Below are 20,806 nucleotides of genomic sequence, written 5' to 3'. Positions count from 1 at the left end.
GTTATTGCGATAGGGTGAGAGGCTTAAATTGAGTGTTAAAAAGCTTAAAGTGAGCCAAATAACGAACCGCCACATAGCAAACTACCCCACTTGCCACAATCAGTTCAAACGTTGCTAAATACTGTATTTGCTTAACAAACTGCAAATCAATACCCTCTGCATGCATCCATGCAGCAAGTTTAAATAGCGCAGTAGCACCAATAACCATAGGGAAAGTAAACGCAGCGTAACCTGGGCAAAATGGACGGCGCAGTAATTTAAAAAATGCGACGTAAATTATAAAGGTCATCAGTACCGCAATTCCAAATAACAAGCCAATAACAACCGGTGACGGCTCGCTGATAACTGCAAAGTAACCAGCTAACGATAAACTTGCTGGCGCCGCTAAAATAGCCAGTGTAGGTTGTGCAGCATCTGGAATGTGCGCAGCAAAAATGATCCGGTAAATCATCATAGGCAACATAACTGCATACATCAGCATGCCAAAATAAAGCGCCCCTTGTGCTAGAAACAGCAGTGCCGGATTTCCTGAAAACGCCACATCGGCAACAATGATCCCAACAGGCGGAACAAACCAGCTTGGCACCATATGCTCAATTTTAAATTCAATCACGCGATGAGCAATAAAGCTGATTAAAAACAACACATGTAATAAAAATGCACCAACCCAAAGCACATCTCCCGCAAGGGAGTAAAACTGCCCTAAAGAATTAGACACCACTAAAGTAGCCATAGCAAAAGTAGGCACCACACTTCCCACAACCGGATGGGCTAAATCGGCTTTAAGCAGCTGAGGATGCAGTAAAAACTTAAGAGTTAACAATAGCAATAACACGCTCGCAATAGCGGCACCGGTATATTGTGCTACGCCATTTAGGTTAAACATACTCTCCCAAGCCCAACCTAGGCTGGCAATACCTAATGCCAAACCGCCCATTGGTGTTGGTGCACCAGATACTTTTGTTTTTATATGTTTAAACATCTCTATTCCACCCTGTGGTTGTAACTTACAGAGAAGTTTACGCTTGCATTTTGTTAAGTTAAATCTAATTATATAGAACATAGGTTCAGGTAAACTAAACATAGCATAATGAATATTTCACTCAAGCAACTTAAAGTATTTGTCGGCATAACCCAGCACAGCACCCTTACAGCTGCGTCTGAATCACTATTTTTATCTAAAGCGGCGGTTAGTATGGCGCTTAGCGAACTTGAAAAGCAGTTAGGCCATCCGTTATTTGATCGTGTAAATAACCGATTACTATTAAATCAAGAAGGGCAAAAGCTACTGCCCCTTGCTGATGAGCTATTAAATCGGGCAAACACTATCGACACCTTGTTTTTAGACAACGCCCCTGCCAGCGGAACCTTAAAAATTGGTGCCAGCGATACAATTGGTAACCATGTATTGCCAGCTTTACTAAGTAACTTTCGAGCGCAGCAACAGCATTATTTACAGCAAATACTGATTTCTAATTCGGCGCTTATTTGTCAAAAGCTTATAGATTACGAGCTCGATATAGCACTTATTGAGGGCCAAGCCCATCAAGGCGATTTAGTCTCTAATGTGTTTAGCCATGACGCCATGTGTATTATTGCCCCAATAAACCACCCATTGGCTGCAAAAAAGCAACTTAGCTTTAACGACTTAAATAGTAGCCAATGGGTATTAAGAGAAACTGGTTCAGGCTCGCGTTCCTTCTTTTTACATAGCCTTGCGCCACAAATTAAAAATTGGACGCAAAGCGTAGAACTCAATACCACTGAAGCGCTTATAAACTGTGTAGCTAATGGCTTAGGGTTAGGATGTTTATCATCACTTGCCGCGCAATATGCCCTAAAAGATGGACGTATTACACAGCTTAATTTAAACCACCCCATGCAAAGGCAGTTTTGGTTAGTGATGCATAAAGACAAATACAAAAACCCGCTGTTAAAGCAGTTTATAGAATTTTGTCACAAGCAAACTTAAAAATTAATAGCAATAAACCGTCAGACTCGATTAACCAAAAATCGAATCTGACAGCTCGCACTAACTTACTCTGTCATCTTAAAACGCGTAACTCATGGCTAAATTTATTGAGCGCCCCTGCCCAGCTAATTGGTTAAAGCCCTGTGACATATCTTGTTTAAACTCAGCAATACTTACGCCGCCCAGTGGTAATTGATAATACTCATCAAGCAGATTGGTAATATCAACACTCACGGTAAGTGCATCCCAACTAGCTTTTGAGCTTAAATTAAGTAAATGATACTGCTCGGTTTGGTTTTCTAGGCGGTTGCTATCTACGCGAGTTTTACTATCGATCCACTGCCACGTGAGTGCGTTTTCAAAGCGGCCAACTTGATGGTTAATAGCAAATTGGGTTTGCAGCGGCTTAATTTGATAAAGCGGCTGATTAGTATCGTCGCGCTTACCACGGGTGTTGGTAATATTAGCTTTTAACGACCAGCTACCATACTGCTTAGACTCATGCAGTGCTAAAACCGCATCTAGCTTTACACCATAAAGCCTGGCATCTATGTTATTAAACATAAGTACATTACGGGTATTGGCAGCAAGCGCTGTGCGGTTAAAGCTTCTTACTATGTTGGCATTAATATAGTCATTCACGTCGCTCACCCAAGCGTTAGCACTTATACGCCAGCTGTCGTCTTTTGCCATGCGGGTGTACGTGCTGCTAAGCGTGTGTGCGGTTTCTGGTTTAAGGTTTATATTACCAATATAGCCGTTGCCATCGCCGTACCATCCAATCATGGTGGTGGCCATATTACCTACGCCCCAGCTATAGCGTTCGTATAAATTAGGCGCACGATTTTTACGGGCTAAGCCAATTTGTAGTTCGTCGTTATTGCTTAGTTGATAATTAATCAGCACGTTTGCATCAACTAAATTATCTGTTTGTTTTTTGTTTTGGTTATTAAACTTTTTAGCCGCCATTGCATCATTTGGCATCGCCATAGCCATTGCATTCATTGCAGCCATGCCTGCATTATATGCTTGTACATCATCAGTGTTGGTCATTACATTTTCAAATCGAATGCCTGCATTTAACCACCAGCGAGTATTTAGTTGGCTTTCATATTCTCCAAGCAAAGCAATACGCTGACGTCGGCCATTATTAATATTTTTATAGTCATTTGGTCCCATCATCATTGAGCCCTCAACTGCAGGCCACCAGTCATCTAATTTCATGTGGTGATACTCTTGCGCGAGTAGTAACTGGCTGTTGTTATCAAGCGCTAGTCGCCATTTTAACTGGGTACTTATATCTTCGGCGTCGGTTTTCATGGGCATTTTTCCGGGTTTTTCTGCGCTAAAAAATCCCATTTCATGCTTTACGTTATGCCAATTTAACTGCGCTTCAAGCTCACTGTTTGTAAAAGCGCGCTTATACTGAGCAACAGCGCCATAGCTGGTGTTATCTGTCATATCCATATATTGATTAGCAAAGCCTTGATAGGGTATTTTTTGATGGCTTAGCTTAACCACTAATTGTTGCTTATCATCGCGCATGGCAGCACTTAAACTATGGTTTTGCGCGCGGTATAGGGTGTCGAGCACTAAATCGCCGTTACCATCTTCATAACTGTTAGCATCGCTATAAGCACCTTGATAATTAAAACTGAGTACATCGCTGGCAATGCGCATACCTGCGCCGACCTTTTTGGCGTTATCAAGGGTGTTGTACTGGGCTGACACATAACCTGAATGCCATGCAAGTTCGCTATTTTTACTGTACTGAGGTGAAATAGAATTAACAGCAATCACACCTGCAATATTATCGCCTCCCGCGCTTACTGGAGAAACACCTGCAACCACTTTGTAGCTACTAATTTGATTGGCTGAAATATAAGACAGTGGCGGGTTCATTTGGTTAGCACAGGCGGCGGTGATTTGCGCCCCATCAACCAGTACCGCCACTCTATCTCCCATTAAACCATTTAAAACAGGTAAATTGGCCATGCCACCAGCGGCAGAAAAGTCCACTCCTAAATCGGTTAATAGCGATTCAGACGAGCCTAATGATAGGTGTTTATTTTGTGCTTGGCCGTGCACTTCAATCACTTCAATTGAGGTGTCATCTGCAAAAGCAACTGGCGATAATACGCTACTTATAACAAGCGCTAAAGGGGAGAATAAATAAGGGGTTAAAGAATTTTTTTTATCAGTCATTATTGATTTACCACAAAATTTTTGTGGGTAAATTATACGTGCTGTAGGAATCTAAAAAGCGCGACATATTGTCGCACTTTGTTAATTTTTAACCCTGTTCGTCGTCAAAAATATCTTCTATTTTTAACTCAAACAACCTTGCTGCCTTAAAGGCCAGTGGCAAACTGGGGTCAAACTTACCTTTTTCAATCGCATTAATAGTTTGGCGAGAAACATCAAGCAGTTCGGCCAACCTTGCTTGGGTATAGTTATGTTCGGCTCTTAACACTTTTAATCGATTTTTCATTCATCACCTGCGCAATAGTGTTTATTAAGCACATACACACTAATTAAATACACTGCCCCCATTAAAAACATTAAATCGGGTATCTGTGCTTTAAAATCAATTAAGCCACTCAATTGCAGATTAGTGTACGCAAGCCCACCTACCAATATTGCACCTAGGGTAAACCCCATGGCACTGAGATGTATTTTTTGCATCAGCTCATCCATCCCCTGTAAGTAACGTTTGTTAGCCAAAATCATTACAATGCCGGCTATTACATTTACAACTATAAAAAAGCCGCTAATTATCTCGGCGCGATCCCAAATTAATGTCGGGCCAAAGCTACATAACGCTAAGGTGAGTAACCAAATCAAGGTACATTTAACCAAGTAGCTAGTATTTTTAATTTGGCGTTGTTTTAAATTTAATTCTGTTTTCATTGCTTTAATCCTATTTAAAAAGTAATGCTTACTTTACAAATATCATTCATACCATACAAAAAGTCAAGCTAGCATTACATTTTAATCTAATATATCTTGCTTTTAATGAGCGAGTGGCTTGCAAGGCCATATAAACCAGCCTTTCGTTTGCTTAAGTTAAATTTTATTCATCTTAAACTATGGTTTAGACCATGACGGGAGGAGGCTTTTAATTTAAAATGCCAGTCTCTTTATTCCTCATTCCCATATTCAATTTTAAATAAACGTGTGTGTTGTATTTTTTAAACGTACAGGCGTTTTGTTTGTTATTAAATTTTATTCAATACCTTCAAGGATTTTACATGGCCGTTGATACTACATCGCCGTCGAGTCAGCCCAATAGAGCCGCTATTTTAGTTGTACTTGCGCTAGGCACCTTTATTTTGGGTTTATCTGAATTTTCTATGATGCCTATGTTGCCATTAATTAGTGAAGCATTTGGTAGTACCCCATCACAAAGTGGTTATGCCATTAGTGCTTATGCTCTTGGAGTGGTTGTTGGCGCGCCTATTTTAATGTTGGCAACAGCAAACATGCGTAAACAAAAAGCGCTGTTACTATTTTTAAGTTTAATGTGTATTGCTAATAGCTTAAGCGCCTTAGCTAGCTCATTAGAGCAACTTGTACTGTTTCGGTTTTTAAGTGGTTTACCCCATGGCGCATATTTTGGCGCAGCCTTATTATTGGCCTCAGATATTGCGCCTGTTGGAAAGCGTGCTAGCTTTATGTCAAAAGTATTTATGGGGCTGACAGTCGCAACCATTGTAGGCGTACCCGTAGTAACGCTCGTTGGGCAAAATTTGAGTTGGCGCTATTGTTTAGCCGGGGCAGGTGTACTGGCGTTTATTGCCTTTATTTTTGTTTATTACGTGGTACCCAATGTTAAAAATACTCAAAAATCTAATTTACTAAACGAGTTAGGGGTATTAAAAAATAAACTGGTTTGGTCTATTTTGGGTATTGTTATTATTGGTTTTGGTGGCGTATTTTGTATTTATACCTACGTGGCCGACACTATTTTAGATGTAACCCAATCACCCGCCTATACTATTTCAATTGCGATGGTGATGTTTGGTATTGGCTCCACACTCGGTAATTACATACTAGGAAAAGCAGCCGATAAATCGGCAATTAAAACCACGGGACTAACCCTTGCCTCAACTATTATTTTTGCATTTGCGTATGTAAGTGCCAGCTATAATATCTACTTACTTTATCTGGTGATCTTTTTTATTGGCTGTAGCTTAGGGCTTTCTACTTTAGTGCAAACACTGTTAATGGATGTATCGCCCAATGGCCATGCCATGATTGGTGCTCTCGTACAATGTGCTTTTAATATTGCTAATGCAATTGGCCCATGGGTAGGCGGCATTGCTATTGCGCAAGGGGCACAACCAAATCAAACCGGGTATGTTGCAGGAGCATTATTTTTAGGCGGGTTATTTATGTGGTGGCTTAGCTTTATACAAATAAACAATAAAAGCGCAAAACAAACGGCTGCAGCGTATTAAGTATAAAAAGAGCCGCGTATAGCGGCTCTTGTTATACTCATTATTTTAATTAATTACACGTCAATCGACGCCATATCAATAACAAAACGGTAGCGCACATCTGAGCGTTCCATGCGCTCATAAGCGGTGTTAATTTCATCTATATTGATCATTTCACACTCAGGTAATACATTGTGCTCACCACAAAAATCGAGCATTTGCTGTGTTTCTGCAATGCCACCAATTAAGGATCCTGCCACTCGACGACGACCCATTAACAATGGCACTGTGTTTAACTCATCAACAGGGCCTACTTGGCCAACAATCACTAACGTGCCATCAATATCAAGTAGCGGTGTATACAGTGATAGGTCGTGCTTTACCGGTATAGTATCAATGATCACATCAAACGCTGATTGTGCATTTTTCATTTCATCATCGTTGTTCGATACTAAATAGTGCTGTGCACCTAGCTCAATAGCATCTTCTTTTTTAGATTCAGTGCGGCCAATAACAGTAACCGTTGCACCCATTGCCACGGCATTTTTAACCGCCATATGGCCAAGCCCTCCAAGGCCGACAACTGCAACACGGCTGCCTTTTTTAACACCCCATTTATGCAGCGGTGAGTAAGTAGTAATGCCAGCACACAATAAAGGCGCAACGCGAGATAGCTCTAAATTTTTAGGTACTGAAAGCACAAATTCTTCACGCACCACTACATGCTTAGAGTAGCCACCTTGAGTCATTTCACCATTTATTCTGTCTTTGCCACTGTAAGTGCCAACCATGCCTTCACGACAAAATTGCTCTTCGTGATTATGACATTGGTCGCAGCTTTGACATGAGTCAACCATACAGCCTACAGCAACGGTATCGCCTTGCTGATATTTAGTAACATCGCTACCAACCGAAATTACTTTACCAACAATTTCGTGCCCTGGTACTAATGGGTATTTACTGCCACCCCAATCGTTTCGCACTGCATGTAAGTCTGAATGACAGACACCACAATATAAAATCTCTATTGCTACATCGTTATTTCGTAAATCGCGGCGCTCAAAAGAAAACTCTGTAAGTTCAGAACCTTGGCTTTTTGCTGCATATCCGACTGTTTTCATAATAACTCCATAGTTTATTAAAATTTATAACTCACACAGTATGCATTATCAGCTCTGAACATGAACTGACGTAGCAACTGCAAAAAACCCAGCATAATGCTGGGCTATTTTTATCAATTACTGCACCACAACGGCGTTTAACTCGTCAATCAACGTTTTAATACGCTGGGCATTTTTGCCTAAATCGCTTTTACCAATGCGAGATTTACTGCGTATGTCTAACACACGCTTACTGCCTTTGTCGTTAATACGCACGACAACATCATCTTTAAAGCCAAACCAGGTTGTGGTGTCTGTTGCTTCAACAATGCCATTATTAACATCGCTATTAACCAGTTCCCAACCAAGGTTTTCCATGGCTTTTGTTGTAGCTGCCACTAATTCTAGTTGCGTTTGGTTGTACTCGAGCGATTTTAGTTCTGGGTATGCTTTTCGTTGTTGCGCTGCCGTTTCTTCTCCCGCGTATGCAACAGGATTAGGTGCATCAGCACGCAAAGGCACAACCGCAACAAACTCAGGAGGGTTAATTAAATCGGTAGAAATATCATGAATTGACGGAACACTTTTTGCTGCATTCATCATGTTAAGCGGCATTGCAATAGCAACTGCTGCAAAAATAACAGTGATCACTGCACTGGCTAAGCTCACTGTTTTACGCATAAATAGCACTTGAACTAATAATAAGGCTAATGCTGCCCCACCAACATAAACACCTAATCTAAAACCGGCAAAAGCAGTGCCTAGTTCAACGATATTAAATTTATAAAGGGGTCCCGGTAGTACCACCATTAAAAAAGCGATAAGCCCAACTAAGCTCACTAAATATCTCATTGCCTACTCCGTTATTGTTATATGGTTATTGTTTTTTAAATAGCTTTATACTGTTAACACTCCAATTTAGATTACTATGACTGATAAGTATCTATAAAGTCATAATTTATTACCCTTTTAATGTAGATAACTTGACTCCTTGGTAAAAATCAACAAACTACGGGGGTAAAATTATCAGGGTATTATTATTTATGAAAACAGAGATTAGTTACCGATTTGAGTCATCACAAGTGGCTAACCGCTTTTTACACGAATTAAAAGATTGGCCAGTCAATGACGTAAAAACACGTCTTTTTAATGGAGGCGACAGCGTTAAAGTAAGCTACGAATATGATGAAAGCGGATTTGATTATACCGTTGCCGAACTTGATGATTTAGCCGAGCAACACGGCGGACAAGAAGTGTCGAGTTAAGATACTAATACCTAAGCTCAATAGCCACAACACACTTTGCAGCCATGCCTATATTGTAAACTTTAAGCTTACAAAGTTATTTAGTAATAGGTATTAAACAACGTATTAAAGACCCCTTACCCACTTCACTTTCAACCTCTATAGTGCCATTGTGCTCTTTAAGTACATTGTAAACTATAGCCATTCCCATACCAGTGCCTTGGCCTACGGGTTTAGTGGTAAAGAAAGGATCGAACATTTGTTTAAGTGTATCAGCGTCCATCCCACAGCCGTTATCTGCCACTTCTATGTAAATATTGCCTTTATTGGCAAACAGCTTAATAGCTATTTTTCCTTGCTGCTCGTGCAAGTCATCACAAGCGTGTTTCGCATTAATTAATAAGTTTACAAAGACTTGTTTCATCGATGATATATTACACTGTGTTAGGGGTAACTTTTCAATGTGTAACTCTATAGCACACGTTCCCAGCTGGTTTTCGAGTAACTTTAGCGTACCATTTAATGATTCTGTAATGTCTGCCATTGTTGTTACGTTATCTTTTAGGCTCGCAAAGTCGACAAGATTACTAACAATATGAGCGATACGCTCTAAGCCCTCTTGGGTATCATCAACTAATTCATCAATATCGTCCACAATAAAGCTTAAATCGTTCTCTCGGTTGAGCTGAACTAAAATAGACTCTAACTGCGTTACTGAAATCGATTTATCTACAAATTGTTGAGCCGCCGTCATTAACGAAACCAACACGGGCTTTATAAATTTTATGCTTGCTACATTACTGGTTATGTAAGCAAGCGGATTATTTATTTCGTGGGCCATACCAGCAGAAAGTGTGCCTAATGTGGCCATTTTTTCACTTTGCATTAAGGTTATTTGTTGGTTTTTGACCGTTTCGAGCTTTTCTTCCAGCTCTTGATTAGCAATAAACAACGCCCGTGTTTTGTCTTCTAGTAGGGTTTCTAATTGATCTCTGGCTGATTTTTCGCGCAAATACGCTTTTTTATAATTGTAGTCGTCTTCAGCCATGGGGAGTCTCATATTTTATTTCAATTAAACACGAATCAAACCCATCATGCATGCACTGAGCATGATTAAGTTTAGCATCAACCCCATAATGAGCCGCAGCACCAAAAATAAGCCCTTCGGCGCACATACAAAGCTGTCTCTTAGAGTTGTAACGCATTAAAATAAACCCGTCTTCAATAATTTGGGCGTCAATTTCAGGTAAATTAGGCTCATGATAAAGCTTAGCGACTTCAACATGAATTACTTTATCAATACTAATAATGAGATCATCAAAACTATTAAAGCTGTCTACTATAGCTGGGTGACGTGCCTTTAAGTGAGAAAATAAATACTCTCCAAAGGCCTTTAATACCTCTGGCATAGACATAGAAAGTGCAGTTGCTACATCTTGTGCCAAACCAACTATTTCTTCATCTGGATAACTTTCTGCAGAAATATAAACACGACCTTCAGGTGCATTTTTTTCAAGTAAGTCGTCCCATGCAGCCATGCCACATTTTTCAATGACCAGTGCCTCAAGCCCTCTAAAGATAACGCCTTTCATGCATGTTCCCTCTATTATCACTTTTAGATTGTTAGCTGCGCCTTCAATTAGTTACAAACGCTCGCTACCTTACGGCTCATATTTACACTAGCGTAGTAAGTCTTACTCTGTAAAATGTCAGCATTAAAGTAATAGTAGTTTAGTCGCTTGTAAAGCGCCCAAAAAAGTTCGTTATTTGCATGGTCAACATTTAACATTAAGTAAAGTTAAGAAAGCGTGATCACATTCTGCTTTTTACTCTATTAGTGGCAACGCTATTGGCAGGATCGTCTGGCCAAAAATGTTTGGGGTAGCGCCCTTTCATCTCTTTTTGTACCTCGCGGTAACTACTATTCCAAAAATGTGCTAAGTCTTGAGTTAACTGTAGTGAACGCTTGCCTGGAGATAACAACTCCATTAGCAGTGTTAATTTACCGTTAGCTAACATAGGCGTGCTGGTTAAACCATATACTTCTTGCATGCGCACACTAAGCTTGGCAGGTCCATCAAGTTGGTATTCAATTTTTATGTTAGAGCCACTTGGTACTGTTAGCCGCAGTGGGAGTAAAGATTTTAGCTCGCTTTGCTGTTGCCAATTAAAACTGTTTTGTAGTGCCTCAAAATAATTAAACTTTTTAAGTTGCTCAAGGGTTTTAATATCTTCAAGGTATACCCCTAACCAATCACCTGCTGTTTCAATGAGCTGCTGCTGACTAATAATAGGAAACTGTTCTGGCATCAATTTGCTAGCTAGGCACATTCTAATAAGCAGTTGCTCACTTTCTTTTTGCTCGTTAAACAGTGAAAAGCCCTGTTTGGCAAACAAACTAAGCCATGCCTTGGCCCGTTCTGTTTTATCAAGCTTATGTTTACTTGGTTGGCTACTAAGGGTAATTTCCCCAAGTTTTACTTCATCTTGATGAATAAACCGAGCGGCTTTTTCATCAAACTCGCAGCGGGTCAACTCAGTGAATAAATGCGGTAAATACTCTTTAAGCGCTAATGGATTTAGCGCCGTGGCTGCAAAAACTCGCCCGCCTTTATGCCCGCCCATACTGGCAATAGCTATATATTCGTCATTATGCCAGTAGTCAGGGTTTAGCTCAGCCCCTGCGCCATTTGCTAATAAGTAGCCATTGCCGCGTTTTTTAGCAATCCGATCTGGATAGCCAAGCGATACTAATAAGCTTAAATATTCAGTGTTTAAATCTGTGCGGCTATCGGTAAATTTTAAGCGTTTTAACCAATAATTTAATTGCTGCTTAAATACCGGATGTGGTCGTTGTTGTTGACTATGCAATGCTAGGTTGAGCTCATTGGCAGTGCTAACTCGGCTTTCTAGTAAGGCCACTAAATAAATAGCTAAGCGATAAATCCCACTTAACTGTGGTTCTAACATTTGCGCTTTTAATAACATATGCGCTAAGCGAATATCGGCACCAAAGCCCAACATTTTACTACCCAGCGTGGTGAGCTTACCGTTACTATCTATGGCTTCAAGCATAGATAATAAATTAGTAGCTTGGCTGCATTGTTGTTCACTCGGCGGGTCAAGTAAGGTGAGTTCACTAATGCTTGCGCCCCACTGCTTTGCCTCAAGCATCAGTTGGCTAATATCTGAGGTAAGAATATCAGGGTTATCGTGGCTGTTTCGCCTCTCAAAAGTTTGTTTTGAACCTAATCGATACACAACCCCTGGCTCTATTCTTCCTGCACGCCCTGCGCGTTGTACTGCCGATGAACGCGATATACTTTGCGTAGTGAGCTCAGTGACACCGGTTTTTAAATTAAAGCTGGCTGCACGGCGCTTGCCGCTATCAACCACAATTCTAATACCTTCAATGGTTAAACTTGTTTCGGCAACATTGGTCGTTAATACTACTTTTCGCATCCCTTGAGGCGCAGGTGAAATTGCAGCTTGTTGATTAGCTTTATCTTGTTCGCCAAATAATGTGGCAACAATACAATTACTGGGCAAATCGATCAACGCTTGCTGCACTCGCAGTATTTCACGCTGGCCGGGTAAAAATACCAGCGCACTGCCTGTTTGCTCATTGAGTGCTTGTTTTATTATTGGTGGAATAGCATCAAGCCAGCGGCTTTCATCTTTTATTGGGCAATATATTTCGTCAATGGGGTAACTTCGCCCGTTTGATTGAATTACTGGGCAATTAAAAAACCCAGTGTAGCGTTCGCTATCAAGGGTGGCCGACATCAACATAATGGTTAAATCTTCACGCAGTGCCGCTTGCGATTCTAAAGCAAAAGCCAGAGCGGTATCTGCTGCGATGGAACGCTCATGAAACTCATCAAAAATAAGTAAATCAACATCACTAAGCTCAGGATCATTTTGTAACATGCGCGTAAGCATGCCTTCGGTAACTATTTCAAGGCGAGTTTGTGTGCTGACTTTACTTTCACCTCGCACCCGTAAACCGACACTTTGCCCTAGCGTTTCGTTTTGGCAGTGCGCTAAATAGTTAGCAATATTTCTTGCTGCTAAGCGCCGCGGCTCTAACATGACGATGCGCTTATAATGTCCATCGCGCATAAGCTGTAATGGCAACCATGTTGATTTACCAGCACCAGGCGGCGCTTGCAGTAAGGTGATTGGGTTGGCTTTTAAAGCATCAATGAGTGAAGTATATATTTCTTGAACCGGCAGCACGCTATTTACCCTAAATTACTTTGCCGCCATTGTAGCAAAAATTAGTAGTTATTTATGCAGAGTACGACTATGTGCTTGGCTGATCATTTCGTCTAACGTTTTAGCCTCTTGCTGCTGCGCTTTATTTTGATCAGCACGATGCCTATTACTCACTATTCCTTCTATGCCTTTGGTGAAGCTCATTTGCTTAAAACAAGCTTGCTGCTGACGTAATTCATCTTGCTGTGAATCATCAATACGCGCTTGTTGCTGCGTCGATAAGCCAGACAAAATACGCTTCATCCCTGATAAATTTTGTAAGCTCAGCGCCGAGCTCATTTGCTGGTTTTTATCCATACTGTTTATGTGCTGCTGAAGTTGCGATAAACGTTGCTGCTCTAGGTTACTTCTTTGTTGTAACTGAGTTTGCTCGGCCAGCATTTTATCTAATTTTTGTTGTTGTAATCCTAAAAATTTATTAAGCATTCAGTTTACCCATCACTGCATTTAATTGAGTTATTGACTGTGAAAAATCCACTTGTTCGTTCAACCCTTGGCATAGAAATGATTCGATTTGTGGATACAAATTTACCGCACTGTCGAGTTCCGGATCTTTACCTGCCTGATACGCCCCTAAAGGAATAAGCTCATGCACTTGCATGTAGCGGCTATAAATTTTTTTCAATTTATAACAAAAACTTAGCTGCTCATCACTTACTATATTTGGCATTACTCGGCTAATCGATGAACCAATATTAATGGCCGGATAGTGGCCCTTTTCTGCTAAGGTGCGATCCAATACTATATGGCCATCAAGAATTGCTCTGGCATTATCGGCTATTGGATCTTGTTGATCGTCGCCTTCAGCTAATACTGTATAAATGGCGGTCATGCTGCCTTTGCTTTTTTCACTATTACCGGAACTCTCAACCAGCTGGGTTAATTTACTAAATACCGATGGCGGGTATCCTTTGGATGCAGGCAGCTCACCTACCGATAAGCCAATTTCTCGCTGTGCTTGCGCATAGCGGGTTAATGAGTCCATCAACAGCAATACATTTGAATTTTTATCTCTAAAATAAGCCGCCAATTTATGGCTAAGCTCGGCCGCTTTAATACGCAATAAGGGAGAATCGTCTGCTGGGGATGCTATTACGATGGCTTTTTTTAAGCCTTCTTTACCTAGGCTTTGCTCAATAAAATCTTTTACTTCCCAACCACGCTCACCGACAAGGCTTACAATAACCACATCGGCAGAGGTAAAGCGGGTCATCATGCCAAGCAACTTACTTTTACCTACACCCGAACCTGCAAATAGCCCTAAACGCTGGCCTTTTCCCACACTAAATAAGCTATTAATAGCGCGAATACCCACATCTAACGGCTCGATAACGCCTTTGCGCTCCAGCGGTGTTAAAGAATAATCGTTACCCAATTTACTGGCGCTTTTTGTGCTGTCTTGTTCAAGTGGGCCTAAGTTATCAATCGGCTGCATTTGCGCATCAAGCACACGCCCTAATAACTTTTCTGAAATAGCCACATGGTTGTTTTTTATAACTGGCCTAACGCGTCCACCTGAATATAAATTTTGTATTTTTTTCAGGGGCATTAAATAGGCTTCATCTTGATTAAAGCCTACGACTTCAGCGTCATACCAGTGACCATCAACACTTTCTACTTGGTATTTTTCACCCATAGCAAATTGCCCACCGGTAGCGGTAAGCGTTAAACCATTTACTCGCGTTAAGCGGCCATAACTTTTAACTAATTCAGGCGAGGTTATCGCTTTCAGCGCAGACTTTAAGCTGGTATGTAAAGGGTTAGTCATGCGGCTGTGCTTTTAAAATTTCAGGTATCACTTCATCCAGTAGGCTTTGTAATCGCTCTGAAAAAGAAAACCGATGTGTTTGTTGCTCTGCCACCAGTTCAACATCTCCACTGATCAGAGCTTCGTCAAAATAAACCGGCACTAAAAACTCAGCTAAACGTGCATCATTAAAGCAGTGGCGATCAGCCCCTGAGAACATAACTTTTGTTACTACATCGCGATTGCTAAGCAAGGTAATGGCTTTTTCAATAAGCTGCGCGCGTATTTCGGGGCGTACTTTTAGCTCGCAGTCAATAACGTGCTCAGCCAAGGTACTTATCATTAAGGCAAGGTCTTGTTTGAACTCATCATTAAAGTTAAGTAGCTCATTATTAGCTTTATCAAATAAAGTGTTAAAACGTTCAATAAGCTGTGTTTTTTGCGCCTCGAGGCGCTCAGAAACACGCAACTCTATTTGTTGCTCCATTTGCTGCTCTAATTCGCTTTGCTTATCGGCAGCACCTTGCTCAAGCCCTTTTTCAAATCCCTGCTGCCAACCAACACGCTGAGCAGCATCTAAACGCTCTTGCAGCGTTTGATGTTGCTCATTTTTATTTAAAGTGGGAAACCTAAATGCTTGACTCATAGTTAGCCTGCGGTCTCTTCTTCAAATAAGCGATATTCAATATCACCTTGTTTGCTCATGTCTCTAACTATCGACATAATTTCTTTTCTGGCGGCAATCACTTTGCTCAGTGGTTGCGCGCTTAAACCATCAATTTGCTGCTGGTACACTTGCGCTAAACGTTTAGGTAGTGCACCTAAAACACGCGCTAAAAACTCGCTGTTTACACCCTTTAACGACATAGTCCATAACTCATCAGGAATGTCATTAAGCAACAAGGTTAGTGTCTCGTCTGTTTGCTTGATTAAGCCATCAAAGTCGTACATTTTCTCTTGTATTTCATCAGCTACGTTAGTGTTATGTTTTTTCATTAGTTCGATAATTTGGCTCTTATTACCGTTGTAACGATTCATAATTTCTACCGCTTTATCGACACCATTCACTTGTGCGCCTACTTGGCGGCCAACAAACTCAATACACGACTCAAGCGTTAAGCGCACATCATCAATAACGTGTTCGCTCACTTCACGAAGACTGGCAATTCGATACAGTAAATCATCATGCTTCGATTCTGGAAACAGTACAATAATGGCTGAGGCTTGCTCTGGGGGTAAAAAGGCCAAAAACAGCGCTTGCATTTGCACATGTTCCTGATCTAAAAAACGTACTATAAGCTCTGGCGGGATCCACTCTAAACGACGTAAATCGTCATTCATTGCACCACCATAAATATCATCAAGCATAGTTTTGGCAAGCTTACGGCCGACGGCTTTATCAAGTGCTCGCTCTAAATACACACGCGACGCGCCATTGACACCACTTTCATTGCGGTAGCAATCAAAAAATTCACTCAAGGTGCCTGCAACATCCTGTTGAGTAACGTTTGAAATTTTAGCCATGCGCTCAGAAATAGCCTGTACTTCACGGCGGCCTAATTTACGAATAACACTGGCGGCATTTTCCTCGCCCATACTTAGCAATAAAATAGCGGCGCGATCTAACGCCGGTAATTGTGAGCCTTTATCAAGCTTTTCTTGATTCAATTTCAACTCCTTGTTCTACCCAATATTTTATTACCGACGTGACACGCTCGGTTTCTTTATTAGCAAGTAACTGCATGTGCGCTATTTGTTCTTCAAAGTCATTGCCTATTTGCGGTAATGACATATTTTGATGTTCACTTGCGCCCTCTTTGGCGGTTAAGTTTTCTATTTGCGATTTAGCATTAATGGCGTCATCAAGCGGACTGCTTTGTCTTTCTGTTGCAGAGGCTGATTTAACCTCATTATCAGCGGTTGCCATGGCGTTGTTTGCTTCGTTACTTTTACCTTTTATCAAGTGATTAACTAAAGGACGCACACCAAATAAAATCAGTAATAAACTAATTAAAGTACCAACAATATAACGGGCATACTCTTTAAGCTCGGGCATTTGCCACCACTCAAGGCCTTCACCCGGTGCTAAAATCTTTTGCTCTACAAAGGCAAAGCTAGTGATGTTAAATTGATCGCCGCGTGCGTCGTTAAACCCCGTGGCCTTTTTTACCATTTCACCTAATGAAGCGAGCTTTGCTTCGCTCCAGCCATCAGCTGTTCCAGCAACTTGCTCATTAATAAGTACCGATAAGCTCATGTTTTTAATGCGGCCTACTTCAAATTGGGTATGAGTTACCGAGCGACCATTTTCAAACTGTCGCTTACTCTCATTTCGTTGTGAAGTACGCTCGTTGTTTTCATCTTCAGCTTGTTCATTAGGCACTGGTGGCTCATTAGCTAAAGAGCCAGGAATGCCCGCCGCCAGTTGATCTAAGGTGCTATCTGATTTAATAAATTCTTGAGTTAATACATTTTGTGGGTCAACCATTTCACGTGTTTCTTCAACCACACTAAAATCAACATCACTAGAAACCTGAATTCTAAAATTACCTTCACCCAAAATTGGCAACAACATAATAGAGGCGCGTTGCTCTATGTTGCGCTCAACTTTTTCAATAAAGGCGAGCTTTTTATCGGTTTCTTTGCCTACTGGGGTGGTATCAAATAAGTCGCCGCTGAGTAATTTACCACGCTGATCCACCACCGACACAGAACGAGAATCAAGCCCAGGCACACTGCCAATAATCAGTGCAATAATGGCTTCCACTTGCTCTGGTTTAAGTTCGTGTCCTGGCGCTAAATCAACCATCACAGACGCTGCGGTTTTTTGCTCAGTACGCCCTACAAATAAGCTGCGCTTAGGGACTGCCAAGTGCACCCGCGCATTACGTATGCCTTGCATGTTAATAATGGTGCGTGCCAACTCACCTTCTAAGGCATGCTGGTATTGCATAGATTCGATAAATTGACTGGTGCCCATAGACACTTTGTCGCTAATATTCTCAATACCCTCAGGCATAGAGGCTTTTATTCCTCTCGCCGCCAGCGTGATTCGCGCATCAGCCAATTTTTCTTGCGGCACTAAAATATTACCGCTATCGGTATCGATGCGGAACGTGATTTGTTCTTTATCTAAAATTTCTAAAATATTGGCTTTATCGTAGCTTTCTTGATTACCGTAAAGCGGTACGTAGTTTTTAGCCGAGGTCCATAAAATAAGGACTATAGTAGCCGCTACTAATGTCGCTAGTAGAGCAATGGTCGCGACACTTCTGTCACCTGAGTTGCCGAAGTTTAATTTGTTGGAGAGATTAACCACTCTTTCTTTTAGGTTGCTCTCATTTTGCTCAGGTACTTTTGCTAATTCTCCTTTCATATTAGCCTCTACAGTGACATGCGCATGACATCATCAATGCCATTGAGCACTTTATTGCGCATTTCCATCAGCATAGAAAAACTAAGCCCCGCTTTTTGACTGGCGATCATCGCACCTACCACATCTTCACTTTCACCAGTATCAACGGCTTTAACCATTTCACCGGCAATATTTTGTTGGGCGTTGATAGAGCGAATAACATGCTTAAAGTCTTCACTAATATTTACATTTTGATTACTGATAGCAGCCGGCTCTATGCTCTCTGGACCTGCAATTTTTTGCATGTCCATCATTTTGCCCAGCATCATTTGTTGACTTTCAATTGGCGACATTCTTTTTTTCCTTCAAATTATGCAATTGCATCAATATCAATACCGCATTCACGCATAGCGGCAATTTTGTATCTTAATGCTCGGGTAGTTACGCCAAGCGCCTGTGCTGTTTGAGTACGATGACCTTTAAACCGACTCAATAAACTGTATATATAATCAAACTCCGCCTGCTTTTTATTCTCCTTTAACTGCGTGGCACAAAAAGCCGCCGCTGCAGGTGAACATTGCGGTAAATTTAAATCTTCAACCTGAATTTCAACGCCTCTGGCCATCACTAAAGCTCGTTGGATTACGTTTTCAATTTCTCGTACATTGCCCGGCCAGTTGTAACAAAGCATCACATCTTCGGCTTGCTTGCTAATATGAAACTCAGAGTTGCCGTATTTTTTTATAAAGTGATGAGCCAATGGGATGATGTCATCAACACGATCCCGAAGTGCAGGCCAACTAAGCGGTAATACATCTAAACGGTAAAATAAGTCTTCACGAAAAGCGCCTTGCTCAACTTGTTCACGCAATATGCGGTTAGAGGCGGCAATAATGCGTATATCTAATTTTATTTTTTGATGACTACCGAGTCTTTCAACTTCGCGCTCTTGCAATACCCGCAGTAATTTAGCTTGTAAATCCAATGGCAGCTCAGTAATTTCATCCAGTAAAATAGTACCGCCATTGGCCAGTTCAAATTTTCCCGGCTGAGCATTTACCGCACCGGTGAATGCCCCCTTATTAAATCCAAATAACATGGCTTCGAGCATATTTTCTGGTATTGCAGCACAGTTAACTGCAATAAATGGCTTATCTTTACGGTCTGAGGATTTATGAATAAAGTGCGCTAACTTCTCTTTACCTGTTCCCGATTCGCCGGTAATTAACACCCCTGCCGATGTTTGGGCAGCTCGATTAGCTAAACGCAGTACTTGTTGTGACTTAGTTGAAACAGCGATTAAATCCTCAAACCCATGCTTCATTGAATCAGTGTTTCTGATTGTTTTTTTAAGCTGCTCAGCAAAGAAAGGTTTTAATAAGTAATCAACAGCGCCACCGTTATTAATAGTTTTTGAAGCAATTTCACTTTGTGAAGAATCGACTAACGTCACAATTTGCGAAGTGGGGCATGTTTTACGCAGTAATTTTACTAATTCAACCAGTTCGAGTTGTTGAGTATCTGCATCAACAAACACAAGCTCTGGCTTACTTATAAGGCAGTGGCTAACCGCATCGCTGATGGAATTTGTATGCAGAAACTTAAAGTTTTCGGCAAATACAACTTGCTGAATCTCAGGCGTTGGCTGCTGCTCACTGATCCATAAAAGGTATCTTTGACTCATATTTTTCCTTTGCAGTGCAATTAACTTGAGTGTCGGAAAAGACGAACTAAAACACGGCGATTAGACGATGCGCCCTGCTCCGAGTTTTTTATAATGGGATAACGTTGACCATGCGCTCTTACTTCTAACATGTCTTTGGGTAAGCCAAATTCAATGAGTCTGGCAGCTACGTCATCTGCTCTTTCTTTTGAAAGCAACCGATTTGACAGCGGCGAGCCCGTATTATCTGTGTGGCCATCAACTAGCACTTTACTTACGCGACTGTCTAAAGAAATGTAACGCACTAAATCTTTTAAAAATTTAAGATCTTTAGCCGTTGTTACTGTGCGCTGCCCACTGGCAAACTGTAATTGATGATCGCGTGCTTGCTCCCAAGAAAGCGGCGATAAATTAGCTAAACACTGTTGATAATCGGCAACTATTTCATCGCTATGGGTATTAGTAAAGGTCAGGCGAAGTTGTTCATCACCAAAGCTTACTAGCGTGTCTAACCAACCGCCTTGTTTAATCACACGAAGTAATGCGGTCATATCGGCAGAAAATTGCACCTTGTTATCTTCGACATTGGAGGATACAAAGTTCACGGCAGTAAGAATGGTATCTGCAGATTGCCAATCTGCTTTACGAGATAAAACGTGTAAACCTACTATTGGTTTATCTTGTAAAAGCCAAGTAAATTCCAATTGTTGTGTTTTTGCTGGGAGGGTTTTTACTTCAAGTAGCGCATAATTATCAAAGCGCTGTTTGAGTGAACACGCAAACGGGTTGCTACTTACTGACCAAATAGAGTTTTCGTAGTTTTGCACCAGATTTTGCTCTGATGTGTGCCCCTGCGAGGACATAAACACAGCACAGGGCAATGCAAATTTAATCAGCTGAGTTAATCTATTCATGTATATTCCGTATAAAGTTAAATAGAACAATTAAGTTTTTTAAATCAATAGCGAAATACAACAAATACAAACACAGTATTAATGAATATCACTA

At 41.1% G+C, this 20,806-nt stretch carries 20 protein-coding genes; 3 read left to right on the top strand and 17 right to left on the bottom strand.

Annotation, left to right across the window (positions count from 1 at the left end; translation table 11 throughout):
- Position 1: 1 nt before the first annotated feature.
- Positions 2 to 982, bottom strand: coding sequence for a TDT family transporter (locus ACNSN2_RS03755; protein WP_418608604.1), 981 nt, complete (start codon positions 980 to 982; stop codon positions 2 to 4).
- 108 nt (positions 983 to 1,090) lie between these two features.
- Between ACNSN2_RS03755 and ACNSN2_RS03750 the strand changes: the two genes are divergently transcribed.
- A complete protein-coding gene (locus ACNSN2_RS03750; RefSeq protein ID WP_418608603.1) occupies positions 1,091 to 1,972 on the top strand; it encodes a LysR family transcriptional regulator in 882 nt (293 codons plus the stop codon).
- Positions 1,973 to 2,050: 78 nt separating this feature from the next.
- On the opposite strand, the gene ACNSN2_RS03745 is transcribed toward ACNSN2_RS03750, so the two are convergent.
- The 3 genes from ACNSN2_RS03745 to ACNSN2_RS03735 all read right to left on the bottom strand — a co-directional run bounded on the left by ACNSN2_RS03745 (position 2,051) and on the right by ACNSN2_RS03735 (position 4,882).
- Positions 2,051 to 4,177, bottom strand: a complete 2,127-nt coding sequence (locus ACNSN2_RS03745) for a TonB-dependent receptor plug domain-containing protein (protein ID WP_418608602.1) — start codon at positions 4,175 to 4,177, stop codon at positions 2,051 to 2,053.
- A gap of 88 nt (positions 4,178 to 4,265) precedes the next feature.
- Positions 4,266 to 4,463 carry a helix-turn-helix transcriptional regulator gene (locus tag ACNSN2_RS03740; RefSeq protein WP_008108814.1) on the bottom strand — a complete coding sequence of 66 codons (198 nt, stop codon included), beginning with the start codon at positions 4,461 to 4,463 and terminating at the stop codon, positions 4,266 to 4,268.
- A complete protein-coding gene (locus tag ACNSN2_RS03735) occupies positions 4,460 to 4,882 on the bottom strand; it encodes a hypothetical protein (RefSeq protein WP_010391213.1) in 423 nt (140 codons plus the stop codon). Before ACNSN2_RS03735 ends, ACNSN2_RS03740 begins: the two co-directional genes overlap by 4 nt.
- A 341-nt stretch (positions 4,883 to 5,223) precedes the next feature.
- On the opposite strand from ACNSN2_RS03735, the gene ACNSN2_RS03730 reads away from it, so the two are divergent.
- A complete protein-coding gene (locus tag ACNSN2_RS03730; protein ID WP_138570483.1) occupies positions 5,224 to 6,432 on the top strand; it encodes an MFS transporter in 1,209 nt (402 codons plus the stop codon).
- Between the two features lie 53 nt (positions 6,433 to 6,485).
- Here the strand turns inward: ACNSN2_RS03730 and ACNSN2_RS03725 are convergent, their stop codons facing one another.
- Together ACNSN2_RS03725 and ACNSN2_RS03720 are read right to left on the bottom strand one after the other, a co-directional pair.
- The gene (locus ACNSN2_RS03725; RefSeq protein ID WP_008108622.1) at positions 6,486 to 7,532 is read right to left on the bottom strand and encodes an NAD(P)-dependent alcohol dehydrogenase; all 1,047 of its coding nucleotides are present in this window, start codon (positions 7,530 to 7,532) and stop codon (positions 6,486 to 6,488) included.
- A gap of 117 nt (positions 7,533 to 7,649) precedes the next feature.
- Positions 7,650 to 8,363 carry a DUF1499 domain-containing protein gene (locus tag ACNSN2_RS03720; protein ID WP_075170629.1) on the bottom strand — a complete coding sequence of 238 codons (714 nt, stop codon included), beginning with the start codon at positions 8,361 to 8,363 and terminating at the stop codon, positions 7,650 to 7,652.
- 191 nt (positions 8,364 to 8,554) lie between these two features.
- Here ACNSN2_RS03720 and ACNSN2_RS03715 point away from each other — a divergent pair, with 191 nt between their 5' ends.
- Positions 8,555 to 8,776: a hypothetical protein gene (locus ACNSN2_RS03715; protein WP_008108632.1), complete on the top strand. Its 222-nt coding sequence runs from the start codon at positions 8,555 to 8,557 to the stop codon at positions 8,774 to 8,776.
- Positions 8,777 to 8,852: 76 nt separating this feature from the next.
- Here ACNSN2_RS03715 and ACNSN2_RS03710 read toward each other — a convergent pair whose 3' ends face one another.
- The 11 genes from ACNSN2_RS03710 to ACNSN2_RS03660 form a co-directional block, all read right to left on the bottom strand.
- Positions 8,853 to 9,803, bottom strand: a complete 951-nt coding sequence (locus tag ACNSN2_RS03710) for a sensor histidine kinase (RefSeq protein WP_418608601.1) — start codon at positions 9,801 to 9,803, stop codon at positions 8,853 to 8,855.
- Positions 9,796 to 10,347 (bottom strand): heme NO-binding domain-containing protein, encoded by a 552-nt coding sequence (locus ACNSN2_RS03705; RefSeq protein ID WP_418608600.1) that lies wholly within the window; start codon positions 10,345 to 10,347, stop codon positions 9,796 to 9,798. Before ACNSN2_RS03705 ends, ACNSN2_RS03710 begins: the two co-directional genes overlap by 8 nt.
- A gap of 220 nt (positions 10,348 to 10,567) precedes the next feature.
- Complete coding sequence (gene hrpB, locus ACNSN2_RS03700; protein ID WP_418608599.1) at positions 10,568 to 12,994, bottom strand: ATP-dependent helicase HrpB; 2,427 nt, start codon at positions 12,992 to 12,994, stop codon at positions 10,568 to 10,570.
- 48 nt (positions 12,995 to 13,042) lie between these two features.
- Positions 13,043 to 13,459, bottom strand: coding sequence for a hypothetical protein (locus tag ACNSN2_RS03695; RefSeq protein ID WP_010391201.1), 417 nt, complete (start codon positions 13,457 to 13,459; stop codon positions 13,043 to 13,045).
- A complete protein-coding gene (locus tag ACNSN2_RS03690; RefSeq protein WP_418608598.1) occupies positions 13,452 to 14,801 on the bottom strand; it encodes a FliI/YscN family ATPase in 1,350 nt (449 codons plus the stop codon). Before ACNSN2_RS03690 ends, ACNSN2_RS03695 begins: the two co-directional genes overlap by 8 nt.
- Positions 14,794 to 15,426: a FliH/SctL family protein gene (locus ACNSN2_RS03685; protein WP_418608597.1), complete on the bottom strand. Its 633-nt coding sequence runs from the start codon at positions 15,424 to 15,426 to the stop codon at positions 14,794 to 14,796. Before ACNSN2_RS03685 ends, ACNSN2_RS03690 begins: the two co-directional genes overlap by 8 nt.
- Positions 15,427 to 15,428: 2 nt before the next feature.
- Complete coding sequence (locus ACNSN2_RS03680) at positions 15,429 to 16,448, bottom strand: FliG C-terminal domain-containing protein (protein WP_010391197.1); 1,020 nt, start codon at positions 16,446 to 16,448, stop codon at positions 15,429 to 15,431.
- Complete coding sequence (gene fliF / locus ACNSN2_RS03675; protein WP_418608596.1) at positions 16,429 to 18,156, bottom strand: flagellar basal-body MS-ring/collar protein FliF; 1,728 nt, start codon at positions 18,154 to 18,156, stop codon at positions 16,429 to 16,431. The genes ACNSN2_RS03680 and fliF overlap by 20 nt, the downstream gene beginning before the upstream one ends.
- 8 nt (positions 18,157 to 18,164) lie before the next feature.
- The gene (locus ACNSN2_RS03670) at positions 18,165 to 18,488 is read right to left on the bottom strand and encodes a flagellar hook-basal body complex protein FliE (protein ID WP_010391195.1); all 324 of its coding nucleotides are present in this window, start codon (positions 18,486 to 18,488) and stop codon (positions 18,165 to 18,167) included.
- A 17-nt stretch (positions 18,489 to 18,505) separates the two neighbouring features.
- Positions 18,506 to 19,819 (bottom strand): sigma-54-dependent transcriptional regulator, encoded by a 1,314-nt coding sequence (locus ACNSN2_RS03665; RefSeq protein ID WP_138607590.1) that lies wholly within the window; start codon positions 19,817 to 19,819, stop codon positions 18,506 to 18,508.
- A 20-nt stretch (positions 19,820 to 19,839) separates the two neighbouring features.
- A complete protein-coding gene (locus ACNSN2_RS03660) occupies positions 19,840 to 20,712 on the bottom strand; it encodes an OmpA family protein (protein WP_418608595.1) in 873 nt (290 codons plus the stop codon).
- Positions 20,713 to 20,806: the final 94 nt, after the last annotated feature.

Source organism: Pseudoalteromonas sp. US3C1013 (genome assembly GCF_048401115.1).
GTDB classification, from domain to species: Bacteria; Pseudomonadota; Gammaproteobacteria; order Enterobacterales; family Alteromonadaceae; genus Pseudoalteromonas; species Pseudoalteromonas undina.
Note: the sequence above shows the minus strand (reverse complement) of the source record. Positions and strands in the feature narration are given on the sequence as shown.